The sequence below is a fragment of the Streptomyces sp. NPDC004327 genome, assembly GCF_042873935.1.
Taxonomy (GTDB): domain Bacteria; phylum Actinomycetota; class Actinomycetes; order Streptomycetales; family Streptomycetaceae; genus Streptomyces.
This window is the reverse complement of the sequence record NZ_JBIAME010000005.1, coordinates 233,622-256,261: the sequence shown is the minus strand read 5'-3', so window position 1 is coordinate 256,261 and position 22,640 is coordinate 233,622. Positions and strand designations below refer to the sequence as shown.

The window sequence follows — 22,640 nt, the reverse complement described above, 5'->3', positions numbered from 1 at the left end:
ATTTCGCATGCGCCGACTTGTTACCGCTAGGTAGTTGCGTATCTCGGTTGCGTCACGTGACTTGTGAAACGCCATGGATCGAAAACCGGCCACATGATCGACTGCTTTTCCGCAAATACGGAAAGACCCCGCCCCCGGCGCTGTGCGGCACCGGGGGCGGGGTCGGTTCGGGCGAGCTGTTCGGCCGCTGTGCGGTCAGCCGACCAGCTGGTCGTACGCGGGGAGGGTGAGGAAGTCCGCGTAGTCGGCGTCCAGGGAGACGTGCAGCAGAAGATCGTGGGCCTGCTGCCACTTTCCGGCCGCGAAGGCCTCCGCGCCGATCTCCTCGCGGATCGCGGCCAGCTCCTCGGCGGCCACCTCGCGGGCCAGTTCCGGCGTCGCCGCCTTGCCGTTCTCGAAGACGACACCCGCGTTGATCCACTGCCAGATCTGCGAGCGCGAGATCTCGGCCGTGGCCGCGTCCTCCATCAGATTGAAGATCGCGACGGCGCCGAGACCGCGCAGCCACGCCTCGATGTAGCGGATGCCGACCTGGACCGCGTTGCGCAGGCCGTCGTACGTCGGCCGGGCGTCCAGCGAGGCGATGTCGATGAGCTCGGGGCCCTCGACGTGGACGTCCTCGCGCAGCCGGTCCTTCTGGTTCGGCTTGTCGCCGAGGACCGCGTCGAAGGAGGCCATGGCGATCGGCACCAGGTCGGGGTGGGCGACCCAGGAGCCGTCGAAGCCGTCGCCGGCCTCGCGGTCCTTGTCGGCCTTGACCTTCTCGAAGGCGACCTTGTTGACCTCGGCGTCCTTGCGGGACGGGATGAAGGCGGCCATGCCGCCGATCGCGTGCGCGCCCCGCTTGTGGCAGGTGCGGACGAGGAGTTCGGTGTACGCGCGCATGAACGGGGCCGTCATGGTGACCGCGTTGCGGTCCGGCAGCACGAACTTGGCGCCGCCGTCACGGAAGTTCTTGACGATGGAGAACAGGTAGTCCCAGCGGCCCGCGTTCAGTCCGGCGGCGTGGTCGCGGAGTTCGTAGAGGATCTCCTCCATCTCGTACGCGGCCGTGATGGTCTCGATGAGGACCGTGGCGCGGACGGTGCCCTGCGGGATGCCGACGTGGTCCTGGGCGAAGACGAAGATGTCGTTCCAGAGGCGGGCCTCCAGGTGCGACTCGGTCTTCGGCAGGTAGAAGTACGGGCCCTTGCCGAGGTCGATCAGGCGCTGGGCATTGTGGAAGAAGTAGAGGCCGAAGTCGACCAGGGCGCCGGGGACCGCGCGGCCGTCGACGGTGAGGTGACGCTCCTCCAGGTGCCAGCCGCGCGGCCGCATGACCACCGTGGCGAGCTGGTCGGCCGGCTTCAGGGCGTACGACTTGCCCGAGCGCGGGTCCGTGAAGTCGATGCTCCGGGTGTAGGCGTCGATCAGGTTGACCTGGCCGAGGACCACGTTCTCCCAGGTGGGCGCCGAGGCGTCCTCGAAGTCGGCGAGCCAGACCCTGGCACCCGAGTTCAGCGCGTTGATCGTCATCTTGCGGTCCGTCGGGCCGGTGATCTCCACCCGCCGGTCGTTCAGGGCCGCCGGGGCCGGCGCGACCTTCCAGGACTCGTCGGCGCGGATCGCCGCGGTCTCGGGCAGGAAGCCCAGCGTGGAGGTGCGGGCGATCTCGGCGCGGCGCTCGGCGCGGCGGGCGAGCAGCTCGTCCCGGCGCGGGGTGAACCGGCGGTGCAGCTCGGCCACGAAGGCGAGCGCGGCGTCGGTGAGCACCTCCTCCTGGCGCGGCAGGGGCTCGGCTTCGACGACGACCAGGGAGGACGGCGCTGGTGCGGACATGAACTGTCACTTCCTTCAGCGGGCTTCACGGGCGGTGCCTGCCGGCCGCCGGGCGTCGTCGTGTGGCACGCGGTGCCACAGGCGCCGAGATACGGCCGGGAGCGCCGTCACGGAGGATCAGGCGCTTCTGAACAGTGGATACTAGTTTCCTCATGGTGGAAGTTCAATGGTTTGTTGATGTCGAGATTCTTCGGGTCGACACAATGTGGCTCCGAGTGTCACCGCGCTCACTCCAGACGCCACAGATCCGCCTCCGTGTCGATGTCATAGGGCTCGGCCACATCCGAACAGTCCACGAGGGTGATCGCATCCCGGTGCGCCGTCAGGTAGTCCCGCGCCCCCCGGTCCCCGACAGCCGCCGCCGCGATCCCGGCCCGGTGCGCCGCACCGAACAGCACCGGATGACCCCGCCGCCCGCCGTACGAGGCCGCCGCCAGGCTCTCCCGCGTCCGGTACGCGCCCCGCACCCGGGCCACCGCCGCCGCCCCGATCCCCGGCTGGTCCACCAGCGACACGAGCACCGCTTCCGCCCCGCCGGGACCGGCCGCGAGCGAGGCGAGCCCCGCCCGCAGCGAGGACCCCATGCCCTCGGCCCACTCCGGGTTGTCCACCAGGACGCATCCCGGCAGCCGCGCCTCCCGCCGTACGCGCTCCGCCGCCGCTCCGAGCACCACGTGCACCGCCTCGCAGCCGCCCTCCCGCAGCACCCGCACCGCGTGCTCGACCAGCGGCCGGCCGCGGTACGCGAGCAGGGCCTTCGGCCGCCCGCCGAGCCGCCGGCCGCCGCCCGCGGCGAGCAGCAGCCCCACGGTCCTGGCCCCCCGAGGGCGGCCGGCCGCCGTCTTCTCCGATGTCTCTCCCGTCATGGGGAGTGCATACCGCACCAGGCCCCACCACCCGGATGCCTGAATGTCCGTCCGCCTGCTGGCGCACCGGGCGCACGAAGGAGTTAACTGGCCCGCGACCCCGAGCGCCCGACCACCGCCCGCTGGGTCGCACAGCGACGTGCACGTGCACGAGGGGGGCCCGTGGCCCCCTGGGGGGAGAACCATGTTGCGAAGCGTGGGGCAGAGGCGAGTGAGCGCTGACGGCGTGGACGTGAGGGTGGCCGAACTGCGCGCCGCCGTGTCCCGGCTCAGGCGCGAACTCGCCGGTCACCGGCCCGAGTTCGCCGACCGGGCCATCGCCGAGGACGAGCTCGCCGCGCTCGACGCGATGGCGCTCAGCGGCGCCCCCGAGGTGTGGCGGCTGCGCCGCTCGCTGCTCCTGATCGCGGGCGCCACCGGCTCCGTCAGCGCCCTCGCCGAGGGCCTCGCCGCGGTCCGCCGCGCCGTCGAGCTCTTCGGCCCGGCGGCCCCCCGGCAGCCGGGCGCCTGAGCCGCCGGACACCGTCCCGGGACCTTCGGATACCGGGGAGGGGCTCACCGGGTCCTGGGCGGCCAGGCGGAATCGCGGGGACACTTCTGTTGAAGGACGTACAGGAGGGCTCTGCCCGCGATCCGACCGGAGGGTGGTGGCGAGCGTGGCAGCGGTGCGCGACGACCCACCGGGCGCCCCCGGCGCGACCCCCCACGGCGTGGAGCCGACGGGCCCCGGCGTGGAGCCGCCGGGCGTCCCCGGCGCCGGCTCCCCGGGTGCGTCCGGCGACGAGCCCCGGGACGTCCTCGGCGGGGACCCGCCGGGCTTCCCCGGCGCCGCCCCTACGGAAGCCCTCGGCGTGGACCCGATGGGCCCCGGCGTGGACCCTCCGAGCCTCCCCGCCGCCGACGTCCTCGGCGCCGCCCCTCCGGACGTCCTCGGCGCCGCCCCTCCGAGCCTCCCCGCTGCCGCCCCTCCGGACGTCCTCGGCGCCGCCCCTCCGAGCCTCCCCGCCACCCCTCCCGGCGTCACCGGCACCGACCCGCTCGGCGACCCGTTTCTGCGGACCCGCTTCGTCCCGCCCGCGCGGCCCGAGACGTATCTGCGGCGCGCGCGGCTGGACGAGCACCTGGGCCAGGCGCTGCGGACGCCGCTGACGGTGGTGGGCGGGTGTGCCGGGGCGGGCAAGACGCTGCTGGTGGCGGAGTGGGCCGCGGGGCTCGACGAGCCGGTCGCCTGGCTCACCCTCGACGACGCGATCCAGGGGCCCGGCATGTTCTGGGCCCATTTCCTCCAGGCCCTGCGCGCCGGCGGGGCGCCGGTGCCCGCGTCGGTCGGCGCGCCGGCCCGGGCGGACGAGGTCGACCACCCGCTGCTGTCCCGGCTCGCCGAGGAGCTGGCCGGGCGCGACCGGCCCGTCGTCGTGGTGATCGACGAGTTCGACCGCACGACCGCCCCGGAGATCGCGCGCCAGCTGGAGTTCGTCCTGCACCACGGCGGCGCCGGACTCCGGCTCGTCCTGGTCACCCGAACCGAGCCGCTGCTCCCGCTGCACCGCTACCGGGTGGCCGGGGAGATGACCGAGATCCGCGACGCCGACCTGGCGTTCACCGTCGACGAGGCGGTCGCCCTGCTCGGCCTGCACGGCCTCGGTCTCTCCGCCGAGGCGGCCGGGGCGCTGGTGGAGCGCACCCGGGGCTGGGCGGCCGGCCTCCGGCTGTGCGCGCTGGCCGCACGGCTGAGCCCGGACCCGGAGCGCTACCTCAAGGAGTTCGAGGCGGGCCGCAGCACCATCGCCGACTTCCTGCTCGCCGAGGTGCTCGACCGGCAGCCGCCCCGCACCCAGGACCTGCTGCTGCGGGTGAGCGTCCTGGACCGGTTCCGTCCCGAGCTCGCGGACGCGCTGACCGGACGGCACGACGCCGCGCCGGTCCTGGCCGGGCTGCTGCGCGACAACGCGTTCGTGGAGGACTTCGGGGAGGGCTGGTACCGGCTCCATCCGCTGTTCCGGGAGATCCTCCGGACCCATCTGCGCCGCCGCTCTCCCGGTCTGGAGCGGCATGTGCACCGGCGGGCCGCGCAGTGGCTGCGGCACTCCGGGACGCTGCCGGAGGCGCTCGCCCACGGCGCCGCCGCCGGGGACCTCACGCTCGCCGCCGGGGCGCTGGTCGACGAACTGGCGATCGGCCAGCTGTTCACCGGGCCGCGCGCGGACGAGCTGGCGGAGCTCTTCGCCGGCCTGGGGGCGGAGCCGGAGCAGGAGGCTGCGGCGCCGAGCCCGGCCGCGGATCTCGTCCGCGCCGCGCGCGAGCTCTCCCGCCACGACCTCGCCCGGGGCCTCGCCCACCTCGGCCGCGCCGAGGAACGGCTGGACGCGAGCACCGGCGACCTCGCGGCGGCGCGGCTGAGCTGCGCGCTGCTCGGCGCGCTCGCGGGCCGGCTCGGCGGCTCCGTGGACCGCGCGGAGGAGGCCGCCCGGTCCGCCGCGCGGCTCCTCGGATCGGTGCCCGTCCCGCTGCTCGACGAGCACCCCGAACTCCTCGCGCTGCTGCGGACCCATCTGGGCGCGGCCCGGCTGTGGGCCGGACTCCTCGCCGAGGCGCGGACCGCGCTCGGCGAGGTGACCCGGGTGCCCGGCGACGCCGCCACGGCACTGCCGCGCAGGGACTGCCTGGAACACCTGGCGCTCATCGACTACCTCGACGGGTGGCCGGGCGGCGCGGAGCGCCGGATCCGCGCGGCGACGGCCGAGGCGGAGCGCTTCGGCCTCGGCCCACCGGGCGGCCCCAGCCTCGGCCGGGCGGTCCTCGCCGCGGTCGCCGTCGAGCGGGACGAGCCGGACCAGGCCGAGGCGCTGCTCGGCCGGCTGCCCGACGGGCCGGCGCCGGACCCGGTGACGGCCGCCGCGCGCCGCGTCGCCACCGCCCGGCTGCTCCTGGCCCGGGGCCGTCACCGCGCCGCCCTGGCCGCCGTACGGCAGGACGCCCGCACCGAAGAGGACGCTCCGTGGGTCCGGGGCCACGCCGCCCTGGTGGCCGCCGCCGTCTGTCTGGCCGAGGGCCGTCCGGAGGCCGCCGTCGAGCTCCTCCGGGGGACGGCCGAGGACCAGCCGTGGTGCCTGGTCGGCGCGGCGCGGGCGCACCTGGCGGCCGGTGACCGGGCCGAGGCCGGCCGGCTGCTCGACGTCCTCGACCGGCTCCCCGGCCTCCCGGGCCGCCCGCGCACCGGCCCGGCGGTGACCGTGCGCGCCGCGCTGGTGCGGGCCCGGGCGGCGAAGGTGGAGGGCGACCTCGGCTCCGTAACCGGACTGCTCGACCGGGCGCTGCGGGAGGCCAGGCCCGAGGAGCTGCGGCGGCCCTTCGTGGAGGCCGGGCCCTGGATCGCGCCGTTCCTGGCGGCGGCGCCCCTGCGGACCCTCGCCGCGGGCTGGCTGGTGCCGGAGGCCGCGCGGGACGGCGCGGCGGCCCGCGCGCCGGCGGAGCGGGCGGAGCCCCCGGCTGAGCCGTTCCCCGAACCGCTCAGCGAACGGGAGCGCGAGGTGCTGGAGCGGCTCGCCCGGATGATGTCGACCGAGGACATCGCCGCCGATCTGTATCTGTCGGTCAACACGGTGAAGACCCACCTCAAGAGCGTCTACCGGAAGCTGTCGGTGCACCGGCGCAACGAGGCCGTGCGCCGGGCCCGCGACCTGGGCCTGCTGTGACGGCCGGGGCCCGCCCGCCCACCCGCCGCGGGTGAGGCGGCCGGCGGGCGTTTCGGGTGCGATGGCAGGAGCGGGCGCGTGCCCGGCGCCGTGACGGCGCCCCGCGGCCGCCCGTCCCGACCCGGTGAGGTGGACACGATGAGACGGTGGGGTGCTCTGATCGTCCTGGGGGCGGCGCAGTTCCTGATGGTCCTCGACACGGCCGTCATGAACGTCTCCATCACCCAGCTGGTCGAGGACTTCGACACCGATGTGACCGCGATCCAGGCCGTCATCACCCTGTACGCGCTGGTCATGGCCGCGTTCATGATCGTCGGCGGGCGGATCGGCGACATCCTGGGGCGCCGCCGGGTCTTCCTGACCGGCATGGTCGTCTACGGCATCGGATCGGCCCTCACCGCCGTCTCGCCCACCCTGTGGGTCCTGGCGCTCGGCTGGTCGGTCATCGAAGGGCTCGGCGCCGCCCTGGTGCTGCCGTCGATGGCGGCCCTCGTCGCCGAGTCCTACCGCGGCCGGGACCGCTCCGTCGCGTACGGCGTCATCGGCGGTCTCGCGGGCGCCGGCATCGCGGTGGGGCCGCTGCTCGGCGGCTGGGTGACGACGTACCTCACCTGGCGGCTGGTCTTCGCGGGCGAGGTGGTCGTGGTCCTCGCCGTGCTGCTCTTCCGGCGGGCGATCAAGGAGCAGCCGCCGACGGGCCGGCGCCCCGGCCTGGACGTCGTCGGCGCCGTGCTGTCGGCGGCCGGCCTGGCCGTCGCCGTCCTCGGGGTGCTGCAGAGCACCACCTGGGGATGGGTGGCGCCCCGCGATCCACCGTTCACGATCTTCGGCTTCGCCCCCACCCTCTTCGTGGTCGCGGCCGGAGTGGCCCTCCTCTACGCCTTCGTGGCCTGGCAGCGGCGGCGTGAGTCCCGCGGCCAGGACCCCCTGGTCCACCTGGCCCTGTTCCGCAGGCCCGCACTGCGCTCCGGGCTGATGACCCTGGTGAGCCAGAACCTCATCCTGCTCGGACTGTTCTTCACCATCCCGCTGTATCTGCAGGTGGTGCAGGGCTTCGACGCCTTCGAGACGGGACTGCGGCTGCTGCCGGTCTCCGTCACCATGCTGGTGGCCTCGCTGGGCGGGGCCCGGCTCGGACGCAGCGTGGGACCGCGCCGCGTCGTGCGGGTGGCTCTCGTGCTGCTCGCCGGGTCGATCGTCTGGCTCCTCGCCACCATCGACCCTGTCATCGACAACAGCCAGTTCTTCGGGGCCATGGCGCTCCTCGGCCTGGGCATGGGCCTGCTCGCCTCGCAGCTCGGCAACGTCGTCCAGTCCACGGCCTCGGAGCAGGAACGCAGCGAGGTCGGCGGACTGCAGTTCACCGCGCAGAACCTGGGCTCCTCCCTGGGCACGGCCCTCATCGGATCGATCCTGATCGGAGCCCTGGCCCATGCCTTCACCACGCAGGTCGAGCAGAACCCGAGACTCTCCGAGGAGGCCCGCCGGCAGACGAGCATCGCCCTGGAGAGCGGCGTCAGCTTCGTCTCCACCGACCAGGTCCACACCGCGGCCGAACGGGCCGGACTGCCGCCGGGCGAGGTGGACGCCGTCACCGAGTCCTACGCCACGGCCCAGCTGAACGGCCTGAAGGTGGCCGTCCTCGCCACCGGTGGCATCACGCTCGCCAGCTTCCTGGTCACGCGCGGCCTGCCCGTCGCGAGCCCGGCCCCGGGCGCGGGCGAGCAGGCTCCACCGCCGGGGTCGCCGCCGGCCTCCCCACCGCCCGGGTCCGCACCGCCGTCGTCGGCAGGGCCGAAGCGGCAGCCCCGACAGCCCAGGAGGTCGTGATGGCCGGAACCGGACGCGTGGGTCACCCCCGAGGGGTGAGGCCGAACGGGGGCCCCGGGGCGGACGATCGCAGCATGCAGTACGAGATCCGCGTCGACGGGCACATGTCGCAGACGCTGGTCAGCGCCTTCCCCGAGCTGGAGCACGTGGTGATCTCCGGCCAGACGGTGCTGTACGGCCCCGTCGTCGACGAGGCGCACCTCTACGGACTGCTGGCCCGCTTCCAGTCGCTCGGCCTGCACGTGGTGGAGCTGCGCAGGCTGCCGGACTGACCGCGCCGAAGGACGCGGCCACAGTCACCCGCAGCGGGTGAGGCCGCCCCGCGAGGGGCCGCGCACCCTGAAGACAGCCCGCAACGGCAGCCGGGACCCGACCCGACCCGACCCGAAACGAACCGACCCGGAACCCCGACCCGGAACGGAGCAGAAAGATGCTTCTCGCCTACGACTATCCACTGCTGAGTGCCTTCTGGACCATGCTGTGGTTCTTCCTGTGGATCCTGTGGTTCATCCTGCTGTTCCGGATCATCGGCGACATCTTCCGCGACGACGAACTGAGCGGCTGGGGCAAGGCCGGCTGGCTGGTGTTCGTCATCGTGCTGCCCTTCCTCGGCGTGTTCGTCTACCTGATCGCGCGCGGCAAGTCCATGGGGCAGCGGGAGATCACGCACGCGCGCAAGCGGCAGGCGGAGTTCGACTCCTACGTCCGTGAGACCGCGGGCACCGGCGGCGGTGGCAAGAGCCACGCCGAGGAACTCGGCAGGCTCGCCGACCTGCGCAGCCGCGGTGACATCACCGAGGAGGAGTTCCGCCGCGCCAAGGAGCTCGTGCTGAGCGACGGCGCCCCGGCCGGCGGCCCGTCCGCCACCGCCTGAAGCGGCGCCGCCTCCCGGCAGCAGCCCGTGGGGGACAGGGAAAGGAAACCGAGATGGCCACCACACACGATCCCCGGATGCATTCGACCCGGTACGCCTGGGCCGAGGGGCTGACGGCCTTCGCCGCCGTCATGCTCGCCCTCGCGGGACTGCTCGGCATCTTCCGCGGCATCATGGCGATCGCCAAGGACGACGTCTTCGTCAGGACGCCCAACTACGTCTTCCAGTACGACCTGAGCGGATGGGGCTGGGTCCACCTCGGCCTCGGCATCGCCGCGCTGCTCGTGAGCTTCGGACTCTTCCGGACGGCGACCTGGGCGCGGTACACGGGCGTGGGCATCGCCGGGCTCGTGATCATCGCCAACTTCCTCTCGCTGCCGTACTACCCGGTGTGGTCCGTCATCGTGATCGCGATGTCCGGATTCGTCATCTGGGCCCTGTGCGTCAACAAGGCACCGAACGCGTGAGGAAGGCCCGGCCGGCCCGCAGGAGGAAGCCGTGAAGGATCTGAAGTTCGAGCAGAAGCGCTCGCTGACCCGTGACGAGGCCGCGGACCTGCTGGCCGAGCTCGCCGAGGCGTTCCGGGAAGGAGGCGAGGCCGAACTCACCCTGGGCAAGGGTGTCGAGCTGAGCCTGCGGGTCCCGGACGAGTTCCGCACCGAGGTGGAGTTCGAGGTGGGCGACGGCGAGATCGAGCTGGAGATCGAGCTGAAATGGCCGATCGGCGGCCGGCGCGCCGCGCCGCCCGTCACCCCCAGCCCGACGGCCGCCAAGGGCGAGAGCGCGGCCGCCCCGGCCCCACCGCCCGCGAAGCCGGAGCCCGAGCCCGCCGAGGAGCCCGTCACCACGGCGCCGACCCCCGCTCCCCGCAGCCGGAAGAGCGCGAAGCGGGCCCCCGCCAAGCGGACTCCCACGAAGAAGGCCGCCGCCAAGCGCGCCTGAACCGACCGCCCGGCGGCCGATCCGGCCCGGCCCTAGCGCCGGATCAGCCGCCGGGCGGTCGCGGCCGCCACCGCCGCCGTGCGCGAGTCCACGCCCAGCTTGGCGAAGATGTGCACCAGATGGGACTTCACCGTCGCCTGGCTCAGGAACAGCGCCTTGCTGATCTGCTGGTTCGACAGTCCCTCGCTCACCAGCTGGAGCACCTCCAGCTCCCGTTTGGTCAGCGCCTCCGCCGGGGTGCGCATCCGGTCCATCAGCCGGTGCGCGACCGCCGGGGCCAGCGCCGACTGGCCCGCCGCGGCCGTCCGTACCGCCGCCGCCAGCTCCTCCGGCGGGGCGTCCTTCAGGAGGTAGCCGGAGGCGCCGGCCTCCACCGCCGCGAGGATGTCGGCGTCCGTGTCGTACGTGGTGAGGACGAGGACCCGCGGCCCGCCCCGTACGGCGGTGATCGCGGCCGTCGCCTCCGAGCCGTGCATCCCGGCGCCGAACTGGAGGTCCATCAGGACCACGTCCACGCCGCCGGCGGCGGCCAGCTCGACCGCGCGCTCGGCCGTCGCGGCCTCCCCGACCACGGCGAAGTCCGGCTCGGTGTCGAGGACGGCCCGCAGTCCGGCCCGGACCACCGGGTGGTCGTCGGCGAGCAGCAGTCGGATGGTCATGCGTCGCACTCCATGCTTCAGGATCCCGCGGGCAGCGGAAGGGAGACGGCCACGGCGGTGCCCTGGCCGGGGGCGGACTCGACGGTGAACGACCCGCCCAGCGACTCCGCGCGCGAGCGCATCGCCGGCAGTCCGAAGCCGCCCTCGGAGGACGGGCGCACGGAATCGGGCTCGAAGCCCTTGCCGTCGTCCACCACGTCGAGCGTCACCGAGCCGCCCATGAACGACAGGGTGATCTCCGCCCGTGAGGCCGAGGCGTGCCGCACCGTGTTCGCGAGCGCCGACTGGGCGATCCGCAGCAGCGCCACCTCGTACGGCGTGGGCAGCCCGGCCGGCGTCCCGCTCACCGAGAACCGCACCCGCGGCCCGTCCGGACCGGCCGTCTCGGACAGCCGCTCCAGCGCTCCGGCGAGCGAACCGTGCTCCAGATCGGGCGGGGTGAGCGCCCGCACGAAGCGGCGCGCCTCCGCCAGGTTGTCCTGCGCCGCCCGGCGAGCCGCGTCGATGTGCCCGGCGGCCGGCGAGCCCTCCGGCAGTGCCCGCTCGGCGGCCCGCAGCAGCAGCTGGATCGAGGACAGCCCCTGCGCCAGGGTGTCGTGGATCTCCCGGGCGAGCCGCTCGCGCTCGGCGAGCGTCCCCGCGTGCCGCTCGGCCGCCGCCAGCTCGGCCCGGGTCGAGATCAGCTCCTCGATCAGCCGGCGCCGCCGCTCGCTCTCCCGGTACAGCGCCTGGTAGCCGAGTACGGTCGCCACCGCGACCGCCGCGCCGAGCAGCGGCCCGATGAACACGCCCGGGCTCAGCGCCGCCCCGTGCCGGACGTACGACAGGATCGCGGCGGACGCGGTCAGCGCCACCGCCGGCAGCGACCAGCGCGCCGGCAGCAGGTGCAACTGAAGGAAGTACAGCGGGAAGGCCAGCCACAGCCCCTCGGGCGTCAGCCACAGCAGCACCAGCCAGGACAGGCACAGCGCGCCGAGCCAGACCGCCGCGCCGCGCTGCGAGCCGCGCACGGCCGGCACCAGCGAACCCGCCGCGTACACGGCGCCGCACACCACCGCAGCCGCCACCCCCGCCGCGGTGTGCGAGCGCACCGCCGCCAGGACGAGCAGGCCCGCCATCAGCAGATGGAGACACAGGCGCAGGGCGCGCAGGGCGGGGGTGAGGGAGCGGGGATCCATGATGGTTCCAGGGTAGGCGGGCCCGGGAGCCGGTCCGGACAATCCGGACTCAACCGAAAGTTTGATTGGCGAGCCATCCGTGGCGCGATGCCCGGGGACGGCCTCGCCGAGCAGTCTTGGTCCCATGTTCGTGGCATGGAGAGACCTGAGATTCGCCAAGGGGCGTTTCACCTTGATGGGCACCGTGATCGTCCTGATCACCCTGCTCGTCGGACTGCTTTCGGGACTGACCGCCGGGCTCGCACGGGAGAACATCTCGGCGATCACCGGCCTCCCGGCGGACCGGCTGGCCTTCGCCGCGCCGCCCGCCGGCCAGTCGGTCTCCTTCACCAACTCGGCCGTCGGCGCCTCCCAGTGGCGCGACTGGGCCAAGCGGCCGGGCGTCGAGAGCGCGGCGCCGCTCGGCATCCGCACCCTCAACGCCTCCGCGGGCGACCACACCGCCGCCCTCTCCGCCTTCGGCACGGAACCGGGCGCGGGCCTCGCGCCGGAGGGCTCCAAGCTCGGACCCGGCAAGGCGGTCCTGTCCGAGTCGGCGGCGAAGGAGCTGGACGTCACCGCCGGCGACGCGGTCCGCCTCGGCCCGGTGGACGCCACCGTCGTCGCGGTCTCCGGCGACGCCTCGTACAGCCACACGCCCGTCGTGTGGACCTCGCTCGACGACTGGCAGAAGCTCGGCCGGGCCGGTGCGGGCACGGAACAGCAGGCCACGGTGATCGCGCTGAGCGGCTCCGGAGTCGACTGGGCGGCCGGCGACAAGGCCCTCGGCACGGCCGCGAAGACGACCGACGAGGCGCTCGGCGCCATAGGGTCCTACCAGGCCGAGAACGGCTCGCTCCAGCTGATGCGCGGCTTCCTCTTCGTCATCTCCGCGCTGGTCATAGGAGCCTTCTTCACCGTCTGGACCATCCAGCGCAGCGCCGACGTGGCCGTCCTCAAGGCGCTCGGCGCCTCCACCCCGTACCTGCTGAAGGACGCCCTCGGGCAGGCCGTGGTGATGCTCGGCGCCGGCACCCTGCTCGGCACCGGGCTGGCCTCCGGCTTCGGCGCGCTGATCAGCGGCGGCGACGTGCCGTTCGTGCTCCAGCCGCTCACCGTGCTCGGCCCGGCCGCCGTGATGATCGTGCTCGGTGTGCTCGGCGCGGCCCTGTCCATCCGGCGGATCACCGCCGTCGACCCCCTGACCGCGCTCGGGAGCGCCCGATGAGCCTGCTGCTCGACCATGTGACCCTGACCTACCCGGACGGCGACGGCCGGCTCACCGCCCTCGACGACGTCTCCCTGGACGTGCCCGCCGGCCGCCTCACCGCCGTCGTCGGCCCCTCCGGCTCCGGCAAGTCCAGCCTGCTCGCCGTCGCCGCGACGCTCGTCACCCCGGACACCGGCCGGGTCGTCGTCGCCGGCACGGAGACCGGCTCGCTCAGCCCGGCGGCCAAGGCGGGACTGCGGCGCGAGCACATCGGCATCGTCTTCCAGCAGCCCAACCTGCTGCCCTCGCTCAGCGCCCTGGAGCAGCTCCAGGTGATGGCGCACCTGTCCGGGCGCGGCGCCGGGGCCGCGCGGGAGCGGGCCCTGGAGCTGCTCGACGCGGTCGGCCTCGCCGACCAGGCGCACCGCCGCCCGCACCAGCTCTCCGGCGGCCAGCGCCAGCGCGTCAACATCGCGCGGGCCCTGATGAACGAGCCGTCGGTGCTCCTGGTCGACGAGCCGACGAGCGCGCTCGACCACGAGCGGGGCGCGGCCGTGATGGAGCTGCTCGGCCGGCTGACGGCCCAGCGGGGCACGGCGACGGTGCTGGTCACCCACGACCGGACGCACCTGGGGCGGGCGGACCGCACGGTGACGGTGGTGGACGGCCGGCTCACGCAGGACACCGCGGACGTGGCCGTCTGACCGGCCCGCACACGGCGAGGGCGCCCGGAGCCTGATCGGCTCCGGGCGCCCTCGCGTCCGTCCTGCTCCGGCGGGGCTCAGCCCTGGCCGTTGGCGGCCGTGCTCACGAGCGCCGCCGACAGCTCCCCGGCGACCTGCTGGAGGATCGGGACGATCTTCTCGGTGGCCGCCTCGGTGACCCGGCCGGCCGGGCCCGAGATGGAGATCGCGGCGGCGGTGGGGGAGTTGGGGACGGGGACCGCGAGGCAGCGGACTCCTATCTCCTGCTCGTTGTCGTCGACCGCGTACCCCGTCTCGCGCACCGCGACCAGGGCCTCCAGGAAGCCGTCCGGCGTGGTGATCGTCTTCTCGGTGGCGGCGGGCATGCCGGTACGGGCGAGCAGCGCGCGCACCTCGTCGGCGGGGGTGTCCACGAGCAGCGCCTTGCCGACGCCGGTGGAGTGCGGCAGCACCCGGCGGCCGACCTCGGTGAACATGCGCATCGAGTGCTTGGACGGCACCTGGGCGACGTACACGACCTCGTCGCCGTCGAGCAGCGCCATGTTCGCGGTCTCGCCGGTCTCCTCGACGAGCCGGGCCAGATAGGGGCGGGCCCAGGTGCCGAGCAGCCGGGAGGCGGACTCGCCGAGCCGGATCAGGCGCGGGCCGAGGGCGTAGCGGCGGTTCGGCTGCTGGCGCACGTAGCCGCAGGCGACGAGCGTGCGCATCAGGCGGTGGATGGTCGGCAGCGGCAGGCCGCTGCTGGCGGAGAGCTCGCTCAGCCCGACCTCGCCGCCCGCGTCGGCCATCCGCTCCAGGAGGTCGAAGGCACGCTCGAGGGACTGGACGCCACCGCTCGCGGCGGCGGGCTTGGCGGCGTCGGTGGTGCTGGCGCTGGACGTCGGCACGGCAACGGTCCTTTCGGGGCAGGCGGGCAAGGCAGCAGCCTACCGGGCGACCGGGCCGTGCACACGGCCCAGGTCCCGGTGTCCGGGCCGGTCAGCGGGGTGTTTGTCCGTTGTCGGCGGCTGCCCGGAGGGGTCCTGGTCCGCCCCGCATGTGCGGAGCTACGTTCTACTGTACGAAATTCTCATTCCACTTCATGGAAACGTCCAATCAGCCCTCGCGGGGGCGGTCCGCGCCGGGCGATCCTGAAAACGAGCCCTTGACGGCATGTCGTCACGGACGCAGACTCCTTCAACAGTTCGTTGAATTTCTGCTTCGCGGAAGAAGAAGGGGTACGGGTGGACGTCAACCTGGTCCTGCGCTCGACGCGCGTCATCACCCCCGAGGGGACACGTGCGGCGTCCATCGCCGTCTCCGGCGGGACGATCGCGGCCGTATGGCCCCACGACGCCGAGGTCCCGGCCGGTGCCCGGCTGGAGGACGTCGGCGACGACGTCGTACTCCCCGGTCTCGTCGACACGCACGTCCATGTGAACGATCCCGGCCGCACCGAGTGGGAAGGCTTCTGGACCGCGACGCGCGCCGCGGCCGCCGGTGGCATCACCACCCTGCTCGACATGCCGCTGAACTCCCTGCCGCCGACCACGACGGTCGAGCACCTGCGCGTCAAGCAGGACGTGGCCCGCACCAAGGCGCACATCGACACCGGATTCTGGGGCGGGGCCCTGCCCGACAACGTCAAGGACCTGCGGCCGCTGCACGACGCCGGCGTCTTCGGCTTCAAGTGCTTCCTGTCCCCGTCCGGCGTCGACGAGTTCCCCCAGCTCGACCAGGACCAGCTGGCCGCCTCGCTGGCCGAGATCGCCGGCTTCGACGGGCTGATGATCGTCCACGCCGAGGACCCGCACGAGCTCGACGCCGCCCCGCAGAAGCCCGGCGCGAAGTACGCCGACTTCCTCGCCTCACGGCCGCGGGTCGCCGAGAACACCGCGATCGAGAACCTGATCAACCAGGCCCGCAGGCTGCGCGCCCGCGTCCACGTCCTGCACCTGTCCTCCTCGGACGCGCTGCCGCTGATCGCCGCCGCCAAGGCGGAGGGCGTGCGGGTCACGGTCGAGACCTGTCCGCACTTCCTGACCCTGACGGCCGAAGAGGTCCCGGACGGCGCCACCGAGTTCAAGTGCTGCCCGCCCATCCGCGAGTCCGCCAACCAGGACGCGCTGTGGGAAGGGCTGGCCGACGGCACGATCGACTGCATCGTCTCCGACCACTCGCCGTCCACCGCCGACCTCAAGACCGGCGACTTCGCCTCCGCCTGGGGCGGCATCTCCTCCCTCCAGCTCGGCCTGCCCGCGATCTGGACCGAGGCCCGCCGCCGCGGCCACGACCTCACCGACCTCGCCCGCTGGATGTCCGAGGCCCCCGCCCGGCTCGCCGGCCTGACGGCCAAGGGCGCCATCGAGCCCGGACGCGACGCCGACTTCGCGGTCCTCGACCCCGACGCCACCTTCACCGTCGACCCCGCCGAACTCCAGCACCGCAACCGCGTCACCGCCTACGCCGGCAAGACCCTCCACGGCGTCGTCACCTCCACCTGGCTGCGCGGCGCACGCATCAACGACCGCGGCACCCTCACCGAGCCCACCGGCCGTCTCCTCGAAAGGAACAACTGACGTGACCGTCATACCCAGCTTCACCGGAGACGCGAGCCCCTACGGCGGCGGTGACCCCTACGCCGACTACCGCACCGCCGACTTCCCCTTCACCCAGTACGCCGACCTCGCCGACCGCCGCCTCGGCGCGGGCGTCATCGCCGCCAACGACGAGTTCTTCGCCGAGCGCGAGAACCTCCTCAAGCCCGAGGCCGCCGAGTTCGACCCCGAGCACTTCGGCCACAAGGGCAAGATCATGGACGGCTGGGAGACCCGCCGCCGCCGCGGCGTCTCCGCCGAGCAGCCCCACCCCACCGAGGACGACCACGACTGGGCCCTCGTCCGCCTCGGCGCCCCCGGCGTCATCCGCGGCCTCGTCGTCGACACCGCCCACTTCCGCGGCAACTACCCGCAGGCCGTCTCCGTCGAGGCCACCTCCGTCGCCGGCTCGCCCTCGCCCGACGAACTCCTCGCCGACGACGTCAAGTGGACGACGATCGTCCCGCGCACCGCCATCGGCGGCCACGCCGCCAACGGCTTCGCCGTCGACGTCGAACAGCGCTTCACCCACCTGCGCGTCAACCAGCACCCCGACGGCGGCATCGCCCGTCTGCGCGTGTACGGCGAGGTCGCCCCCGACCCGCGGTGGCTCGGCGTGCTCGGCACCTTCGACCTCGCCGCCCTGGAGAACGGCGGCCAGGTCGAGGACGCCTCCGACCGCTTCTACTCCCCGGCCACCAACACCATCCAGCCCGGCCGCTCCCGCAAGATGGACGACGGCTGGGAGACCCGCCGCCGCCGCGACAAGGGCAACGACTGGATCCGCTACAGCCTCGCCGCCGAGTCCGAGATCCGCGCCGTCGAGATCGACACCGCGTACCTCAAGGGCAACAGCGCCGGCTGGGCCGCGCTCTCCGTCGCCGCCGAAGGCTCCGACGACTGGACCGAGATCCTCCCCCGGACGCGCCTCCAGCCCGACACCAACCACCGCTTCGTGCTCGACGCGCCGGCCGTCGGCGCCCGCGTACGGATCGACATCTTCCCCGACGGCGGCATCTCCCGCCTCCGTCTCTTCGGCTCGCTCACCGAAGCGGGCACGGCGCGCCTGACGGCCCGCCACCAGGAACTGGGCGGGTAACGACACCCCGCCCGGCCCACGAGGGCGCACCGACCCGACAGCACCGGTGCGCCCTCGGCTTTTTGCGGCCCGGTTCTCCTCCGGGGCGCTGGTGCCGGGCTCGCGGCCCCGACCGTGCTCGCCTCCCTCGTCTCCTCGGGAGACTCCGCGCGCTCGGGACCGTTCCCCCGGCGCACCCCTTCGGCTCACTCGCCTTCGCGTTCGGCGGGGTGATCTACGCGGCGTGGCCGCCGTCCACCGCGAACTCGGCGCCCGTCACGTACGCCGCGCCCGGGCCCGCCAGGAACGCCACCATCGCCGCGACCTCGCCGGCCGTGCCGAAGCGGCCCAGGGCCGTCATGGCCGCCTGGCCCTGCGCGTACGGACCGTCCGCCGGGTTCATGTCGGTGTCCGTCGGGCCCGGGTGGACCAGGTTCGCCGTGATGCCGCGGTCGCCCAGCTCGCGCGCCAGCGACTTCGTCAGGCCGACGAGGGCCGCCTTGCTCGTCGCGTACAGCGTGCCGCCGGGGCCCGGCACGCGGTGGGTCATGCAGGTGCCGATCGTGATGATCCGCCCGCCCTGCTCCATCCGCCCCGCGGCCGCCTGAGCGGCCAGGAAGGCCCCGCGGACGTTCACCGCGAGGACCCGGTCCACGTCGGCGAGCGTCAGGGACTCCAGCGGGCCGAGGACGCCGACGCCGGCGTTGTTCACCAGGACGTCGAGGCGGCCCAGCGCGTCCGCCGCCCACTCCACCGCCCCGGCGGCGTCGCCCGCGTCCGCCGCGTCGGCGCGCAGGGCCAGCGCCTTGCCGCCGGCCGCCTCGATCCGGGCGGTGACCTCGCGGGCCCGCTCCTCGCCCTGGACATAGGTGAAGGCGACGTCCGCGCCCTCCTCGGCGAGCCGGACGGCCGTCGCCGCGCCGATGCCCCGGCTGCCGCCGGTGACCAGGACCGCCTTGTCGCGCAGGCCGTTCATCGTGGACATCTCGAACTCCTCGTACCTCGTCGACCAGTTGTCGTTGCGAGTTCAATCAAACGCGGGGCGCGGCCCCCGTGCTGGCGGGAATCGGACGGCGAGCCGATCGGCCGCGCGGCCACCGATGAGTTCCGCGGGCGGGCGCGGTCTCCAGAGGAGAGACACGATGACAAGGAACGGAAGGGGCCCCTCATGGCCACCCTGAGCCTCACCCAGTTCGTCACGCTCGACGGCGTGTACCAGGCACCCGGCGGTCCCGAGGAGGACCCCAGCGGCGGCTTCGCGCACGGCGGCTGGTCCGTCCCCTACGGCGACGAGGACTTCGGCCGCTTCATGGACGAGGTCTTCACGCGGCCCACCGCCTTCCTCCTCGGCCGCCGCACCTACGACATCTTCGCGGGCTACTGGCCGAAGCACGACGACCCCGACAACCCCATCGCGGCCAAGCTCAACGCCCTTCCCAAGTACGTCGCCTCCCGCACGCTCACCCACGCCGACTGGGAGCCGACGACGATCCTCTCCGGCGACGTCGTGCAGGAGGTCGCCGCCCTCAAGGAACGCCTCGACGGCGAGATCCAGACGCACGGCAGCGGAGGCCTCGCGCAGACCCTGCTGCGGCACGACCTCGTCGACACGCTCCACCTGCTCGTCTTCCCGGTCGTCCTCGGCTCCGGCCACCGGCTGTTCCCCGAGGGCGCCCGGCCCAGCGCCTTCCGGCTCGCCGGCGCCCGTACGACGCCCGCGGGCGTCACCCTGCAGACGTACGAGCCGGCGGGCCGGCCCACGTACGGCAATTACGAGTAGCCACCACCCGCGGGCGCCGGTACGGTGATCACCCCCGTGTGCGAGCCGTCGAAGTCTCCACCCCACCTCCTGCGCCGGAGACGCCATGTCGACGCTCGCCGCCCCCGCGACCCTCGGCACCCCGCGCCGCGCCTGGCTCACCGACCTGCCGGTGCTGCTGGTCGCGGTGGTCTGGGGCGCCAGCTATCTCGCCGCCAAGGGCGTCACCACCTCGCACACCGTGCTCGCCGTCCTCGTGCTGCGCTTCGCGCTCGTGCTGCCGGTGCTCGTCGCCGCCGGATGGCGCAGACTGCGGGTGCTCGACGCGGCCCAGTGGCGCGGCGCGGCGGTCCTGGGGCTGATCCTCGCCGGGATCTTCCTCCTGGAGACGTACGGAGTGGTCCACACGTCCGCCACCAACGCGGGCCTGATCATCAGCCTCACCATGATCTTCACGCCGCTCGCCGAGGCGGCCGTGACCAGGACCTTCCCCCAAGCTCTCGGCTTCGCTCGAGCAGGGGCCATGCCCCGCGCCTTCCTCGGCGCGGCGGCGCTCTCCGTGGCGGGCGTGGTGCTGCTGACCCAGGGCGCCGGCTTCACCACGCCCTCCGCCGGCGACCTGCTGATGCTGCTCGCCGCCCTCGCCCGTACCGTGCACGTCCTCGCGATGTCCCGGACCAAGGCCGTCGGGAGCGCCGACTCGCTCTCCCTCACCACCGTCCAGCTCGGTGCCGCCGTCGCCGTCTTCGCCCTCCTCGCCGCCGTCCCCGGCACCGGCGACACGCCCTGGGCGACGGCCCTCGGCTTCGGTCCGCGCGAGTGGGCCGGGCTCCTCTTCCTCTCCGTCTTCTGCACCCTCTTCGCCTTCTTCGTCCAGATGTGGGCCGTCCGCCGCACCTCGCCCTCCCGCGTCAGCCTCCTGCTGGGCACCGAACCCCTCTGGGCCGCCGCCGCGGGCATCGCGCTGGCCGGCGACCGGCCCGGCACCCTGGGCCTGGCCGGCGCCGTCCTGGTGCTCGCGGGCACCACATGGGGCCGCCGGGCCGCCGACCGGGACGCGCGCCAGGGCCTGCCCGGCGGATCAGGGTCGGACAGGCCCTAGCCGCGGATCACTCGCGCACCCCGGCCGGCTCCGGCGTCAGCTCTTCACCCGGTCCGACATCGCCATGACCACCAGGCCCAGCGCGGCGATCACGATGTTCGCGTACAGCTCGCGGCCCTGGAGGAAGCCGATGCCGTCGGTCAGGAAACGGGTCACGCCGAACAGCTTGAACCAGCCGTCGGTCAGCTCCCGGAGCACCCCGCAGACGCCGAAGACCATGACCAGAAAACCCGTGACCTCAAGAAACCTCTTCATGCCCCGAGCATGATCCACAGCCGCCCCGGCCCGCGTCGGCCACCGGTATCCCCTCCCGGAGACTTCCGTACGACCTTCGTACGACCCGGGTTCCGGCCCGCGCGACTTTGGTATCGACCGCCCTGCTCGGGGCCGCGGCACGCCGCTCACCTGCGTACATTTCCGGTATGACGCGTACCTGGCTGCTCCCCTCCCATCTGGTCGAGGCCGCCCGTACCGGCGGCCGGGGGCCGGGGGAGGGACGGCCGCGGCGGACCGTGCGGGACTGGGTGGTCGACACCACGATCTTCCTGCTCGCCGCGTTCGTCGGGCTGCTCGCGGCCGAGACCAGCGCCACGTACAGCAGCGAGGCCGTCGCGCTGACCGACCAGATCGTCGGCGGGCTCGCCTGCTGCGCGCTGTGGCTGCGCCGCCGCTGGCCGGCCGGGCTCGCCATCACGCTCAGCGTCGTCAGCGTCGTCGCGCCCACGGCCGGCGGCGCCGTGCTCGGCGCGCTGTTCAGCGTCGCCGTGCGCCGCCCGTTCAAGGAAGTCGCCGGGATCGGGCTGCTCGCCATGGCCGCCTCCACCGTCCAGGTCTTCGTACGCCCCGACCCCTCCACCCGCACTCCGCTCGCCATCGGCATCGGCATCGTGCTGATCCTCCTCGTCACCGCCTGGGGCATGCTGGTCCGTTCCCGGCGCCAGCTCGTCGAGGCACTGCGCGACCGCGCGCTGCGCGCCGAGGCCGAGGCGGAGCTGCGCGTCGAGCAGGCGCAGCGGCAGGCCCGGGAGGCCATCGCCCGGGAGATGCACGACGTGCTCGCCCACCGCCTCACCCTGCTCAGCGTGCACGCCGGCGCCCTGGAGTTCCGGCCCGACGCCCCGCCCGCGCAGGTCGCCCGGGCCGCCGGAGTGATCCGCGACAGCGCCCACGAGGCCCTCCAGGACCTGCGGGAGATCATCGGCGTGCTGCGCGCGCCCGACGAGGACGGCGGCGCCGCGAACCGGCCCCAGCCCACCCTCCTCACCCTCGACGCCCTCGTCGACGAGGTCCGCGAGGCCGGCATGAAGGTCGCCCTCGACTCCACCGTCGCCGCACCGGACGCCGTGCCCGCCGCCACCGGCCGCACCGTCTACCGGATCGTCCAGGAGGCCCTGACCAACGCCCGCAAGCACGCGCCCGGCGCCGAGGTGACCCTCACCCTGCGCGGCCGACGCGGCGAGGGACTCACCCTCGACATCAGCAACCCCGCCCCCACCGGTCCCGTTCCGCCCGTCCCCGGCTCCGGCCAGGGCCTCATCGGACTGACCGAACGCGCCACCCTCGCCGGCGGCCGGCTGACCCACGGCCCGGCCCCCGACGGCGGCTTCAGCGTGCACGCCTGGCTACCGTGGCCCGCATGACACTCACCCCGCCGCCCGCCCCTCCGCCCGTCCGGCTGCTCGTCGTCGACGACGACCCCCTGGTCCGCGCGGGCCTCGCCCTCATGCTCGGCGGCGCCGAGGACATCGAGATCGTCGGCGAGGGCGCCGACGGCGACGAGGTCCCCGGCCTCGTCGACCGGCTCGCCCCCGACGTCGTCCTCATGGACATCCGCATGCCGCGGGTCGACGGCCTCACCGCGACCGAACGGCTGCGCGCCCGGCCCGGCGCCCCCGAGGTCGTCGTCCTCACCACCTTCCACGCCGACGAGCAGGTGCTGCGCGCGCTGCGCGCCGGGGCCGCCGGCTTCGTCCTGAAGGACACCCCGCCCGCCGAGATCGTCACGGCCGTACGCCGGGTGGCCGCCGGTGATCCGGTGCTCTCCCCGGCCGTCACCCGCCAGCTCATGGCCCATGTCTCCGGCCAGGAGGCGCCGTCCGCCGGCCCGCAGGAACCGCCGCGCCGCGCCGTCGCCGTCCGCCGGCTCGCCGGACTGGCCGAGCGCGAACGGGAGGTGGCCCTCGCCGTCGGCCAGGGCAGCTCCAACGCCGAGATCGCCGCGGCCCTCTACATGAGCGTCCCCACCGTCAAGACCCACGTCTCGCGCATTCTGGCCAAGCTCGGCCTCAACAACCGTGTCCAGATCGCGCTGTTGGTCCACGACGCCGGCCTGCTCGACCTCCCCGGGCCGGAGGGCGACGCGTAGCCTGA

22 protein-coding genes are annotated in these 22,640 nt (G+C 73.9%); 15 read left to right on the top strand and 7 right to left on the bottom strand.

The window, feature by feature from the left end; all coding sequences use genetic code 11:
* Window positions 1–195 precede the first annotated feature (195 nt).
* Window positions 196–1,818 carry a malate synthase A gene (gene aceB / locus ACFYU9_RS18920; protein ID WP_389345439.1) on the bottom strand — a complete coding sequence of 541 codons (1,623 nt, stop codon included), beginning with the start codon at window positions 1,816–1,818 and terminating at the stop codon, window positions 196–198.
* Window positions 1,819–2,045: 227 nt separating this feature from the next.
* Entirely contained in the window at window positions 2,046–2,684 is a 639-nt protein-coding gene (locus ACFYU9_RS18915; protein WP_389207218.1) for an NTP transferase domain-containing protein, read from the bottom strand.
* 184 nt (window positions 2,685–2,868) lie between these two features.
* Here ACFYU9_RS18915 and ACFYU9_RS18910 point away from each other — a divergent pair, with 184 nt between their 5' ends.
* From ACFYU9_RS18910 to ACFYU9_RS18880, 7 genes are all read left to right on the top strand, one after another.
* Window positions 2,869–3,195: a DUF5955 family protein gene (locus ACFYU9_RS18910; protein ID WP_389207217.1), complete on the top strand. Its 327-nt coding sequence runs from the start codon at window positions 2,869–2,871 to the stop codon at window positions 3,193–3,195.
* Between the two features lie 349 nt (window positions 3,196–3,544).
* Window positions 3,545–6,379, top strand: a complete 2,835-nt coding sequence (locus ACFYU9_RS18905) for a LuxR C-terminal-related transcriptional regulator (RefSeq protein ID WP_389345660.1) — start codon at window positions 3,545–3,547, stop codon at window positions 6,377–6,379.
* A gap of 138 nt (window positions 6,380–6,517) precedes the next feature.
* Window positions 6,518–8,209, top strand: coding sequence for an MFS transporter (locus tag ACFYU9_RS18900; protein ID WP_389345438.1), 1,692 nt, complete (start codon window positions 6,518–6,520; stop codon window positions 8,207–8,209).
* 74 nt (window positions 8,210–8,283) lie between these two features.
* Complete coding sequence (locus tag ACFYU9_RS18895; protein ID WP_389207213.1) at window positions 8,284–8,481, top strand: hypothetical protein; 198 nt, start codon at window positions 8,284–8,286, stop codon at window positions 8,479–8,481.
* A gap of 158 nt (window positions 8,482–8,639) precedes the next feature.
* The gene (locus tag ACFYU9_RS18890) at window positions 8,640–9,083 is read left to right on the top strand and encodes an SHOCT domain-containing protein (protein ID WP_389207211.1); all 444 of its coding nucleotides are present in this window, start codon (window positions 8,640–8,642) and stop codon (window positions 9,081–9,083) included.
* 77 nt (window positions 9,084–9,160) lie between these two features.
* Window positions 9,161–9,550, top strand: coding sequence for a hypothetical protein (locus ACFYU9_RS18885; RefSeq protein ID WP_389345437.1), 390 nt, complete (start codon window positions 9,161–9,163; stop codon window positions 9,548–9,550).
* 31 nt (window positions 9,551–9,581) lie between these two features.
* A complete protein-coding gene (locus ACFYU9_RS18880; protein WP_389207207.1) occupies window positions 9,582–10,025 on the top strand; it encodes an amphi-Trp domain-containing protein in 444 nt (147 codons plus the stop codon).
* Between the two features lie 32 nt (window positions 10,026–10,057).
* Here the strand turns inward: ACFYU9_RS18880 and ACFYU9_RS18875 are convergent, their stop codons facing one another.
* Both ACFYU9_RS18875 and ACFYU9_RS18870 read right to left on the bottom strand, forming a co-directional pair.
* A complete protein-coding gene (locus tag ACFYU9_RS18875) occupies window positions 10,058–10,684 on the bottom strand; it encodes a response regulator (protein WP_389207205.1) in 627 nt (208 codons plus the stop codon).
* Window positions 10,685–10,701: 17 nt separating this feature from the next.
* Entirely contained in the window at window positions 10,702–11,862 is a 1,161-nt protein-coding gene (locus ACFYU9_RS18870; RefSeq protein WP_389345436.1) for a sensor histidine kinase, read from the bottom strand.
* 124 nt (window positions 11,863–11,986) lie between these two features.
* On the opposite strand from ACFYU9_RS18870, the gene ACFYU9_RS18865 reads away from it, so the two are divergent.
* Both ACFYU9_RS18865 and ACFYU9_RS18860 read left to right on the top strand, forming a co-directional pair.
* Entirely contained in the window at window positions 11,987–13,069 is a 1,083-nt protein-coding gene (locus ACFYU9_RS18865) for an ABC transporter permease (RefSeq protein ID WP_389207201.1), read from the top strand.
* Window positions 13,066–13,755 (top strand): ABC transporter ATP-binding protein, encoded by a 690-nt coding sequence (locus tag ACFYU9_RS18860; protein WP_389345435.1) that lies wholly within the window; start codon window positions 13,066–13,068, stop codon window positions 13,753–13,755. The genes ACFYU9_RS18865 and ACFYU9_RS18860 overlap by 4 nt, the downstream gene beginning before the upstream one ends.
* Before the next feature lie 77 nt (window positions 13,756–13,832).
* Here the strand turns inward: ACFYU9_RS18860 and ACFYU9_RS18855 are convergent, their stop codons facing one another.
* Entirely contained in the window at window positions 13,833–14,642 is an 810-nt protein-coding gene (locus ACFYU9_RS18855; protein WP_389207197.1) for an IclR family transcriptional regulator, read from the bottom strand.
* A gap of 336 nt (window positions 14,643–14,978) precedes the next feature.
* Between ACFYU9_RS18855 and allB the strand changes: the two genes are divergently transcribed.
* Window positions 14,979–16,313 carry an allantoinase AllB gene (gene allB / locus ACFYU9_RS18850; RefSeq protein ID WP_389207195.1) on the top strand — a complete coding sequence of 445 codons (1,335 nt, stop codon included), beginning with the start codon at window positions 14,979–14,981 and terminating at the stop codon, window positions 16,311–16,313.
* Window position 16,314: 1 nt separating this feature from the next.
* Window positions 16,315–17,430 carry an allantoicase gene (alc, locus tag ACFYU9_RS18845; protein WP_389345434.1) on the top strand — a complete coding sequence of 372 codons (1,116 nt, stop codon included), beginning with the start codon at window positions 16,315–16,317 and terminating at the stop codon, window positions 17,428–17,430.
* A gap of 214 nt (window positions 17,431–17,644) precedes the next feature.
* On the opposite strand, the gene ACFYU9_RS18840 is transcribed toward alc, so the two are convergent.
* Window positions 17,645–18,394, bottom strand: a complete 750-nt coding sequence (locus tag ACFYU9_RS18840; RefSeq protein WP_389345433.1) for an SDR family NAD(P)-dependent oxidoreductase — start codon at window positions 18,392–18,394, stop codon at window positions 17,645–17,647.
* Window positions 18,395–18,577: 183 nt separating this feature from the next.
* Between ACFYU9_RS18840 and ACFYU9_RS18835 the strand changes: the two genes are divergently transcribed.
* Together ACFYU9_RS18835 and ACFYU9_RS18830 are read left to right on the top strand one after the other, a co-directional pair.
* On the top strand, window positions 18,578–19,189 hold the full coding sequence (locus ACFYU9_RS18835) for a dihydrofolate reductase family protein (protein WP_389207190.1): 612 nt from the start codon (window positions 18,578–18,580) through the stop codon (window positions 19,187–19,189).
* An 85-nt stretch (window positions 19,190–19,274) separates the two neighbouring features.
* The gene (locus tag ACFYU9_RS18830; RefSeq protein ID WP_389345432.1) at window positions 19,275–20,270 is read left to right on the top strand and encodes a DMT family transporter; all 996 of its coding nucleotides are present in this window, start codon (window positions 19,275–19,277) and stop codon (window positions 20,268–20,270) included.
* A 36-nt stretch (window positions 20,271–20,306) separates the two neighbouring features.
* On the opposite strand, the gene ACFYU9_RS18825 is transcribed toward ACFYU9_RS18830, so the two are convergent.
* Window positions 20,307–20,525 (bottom strand): hypothetical protein, encoded by a 219-nt coding sequence (locus ACFYU9_RS18825; protein ID WP_389207186.1) that lies wholly within the window; start codon window positions 20,523–20,525, stop codon window positions 20,307–20,309.
* 167 nt (window positions 20,526–20,692) lie between these two features.
* On the opposite strand from ACFYU9_RS18825, the gene ACFYU9_RS18820 reads away from it, so the two are divergent.
* Complete coding sequence (locus tag ACFYU9_RS18820) at window positions 20,693–21,910, top strand: sensor histidine kinase (RefSeq protein ID WP_389345431.1); 1,218 nt, start codon at window positions 20,693–20,695, stop codon at window positions 21,908–21,910.
* Window positions 21,907–22,635, top strand: a complete 729-nt coding sequence (locus ACFYU9_RS18815; protein ID WP_389345430.1) for a response regulator — start codon at window positions 21,907–21,909, stop codon at window positions 22,633–22,635. Before ACFYU9_RS18820 ends, ACFYU9_RS18815 begins: the two co-directional genes overlap by 4 nt.
* Window positions 22,636–22,640 lie beyond the last annotated feature (5 nt).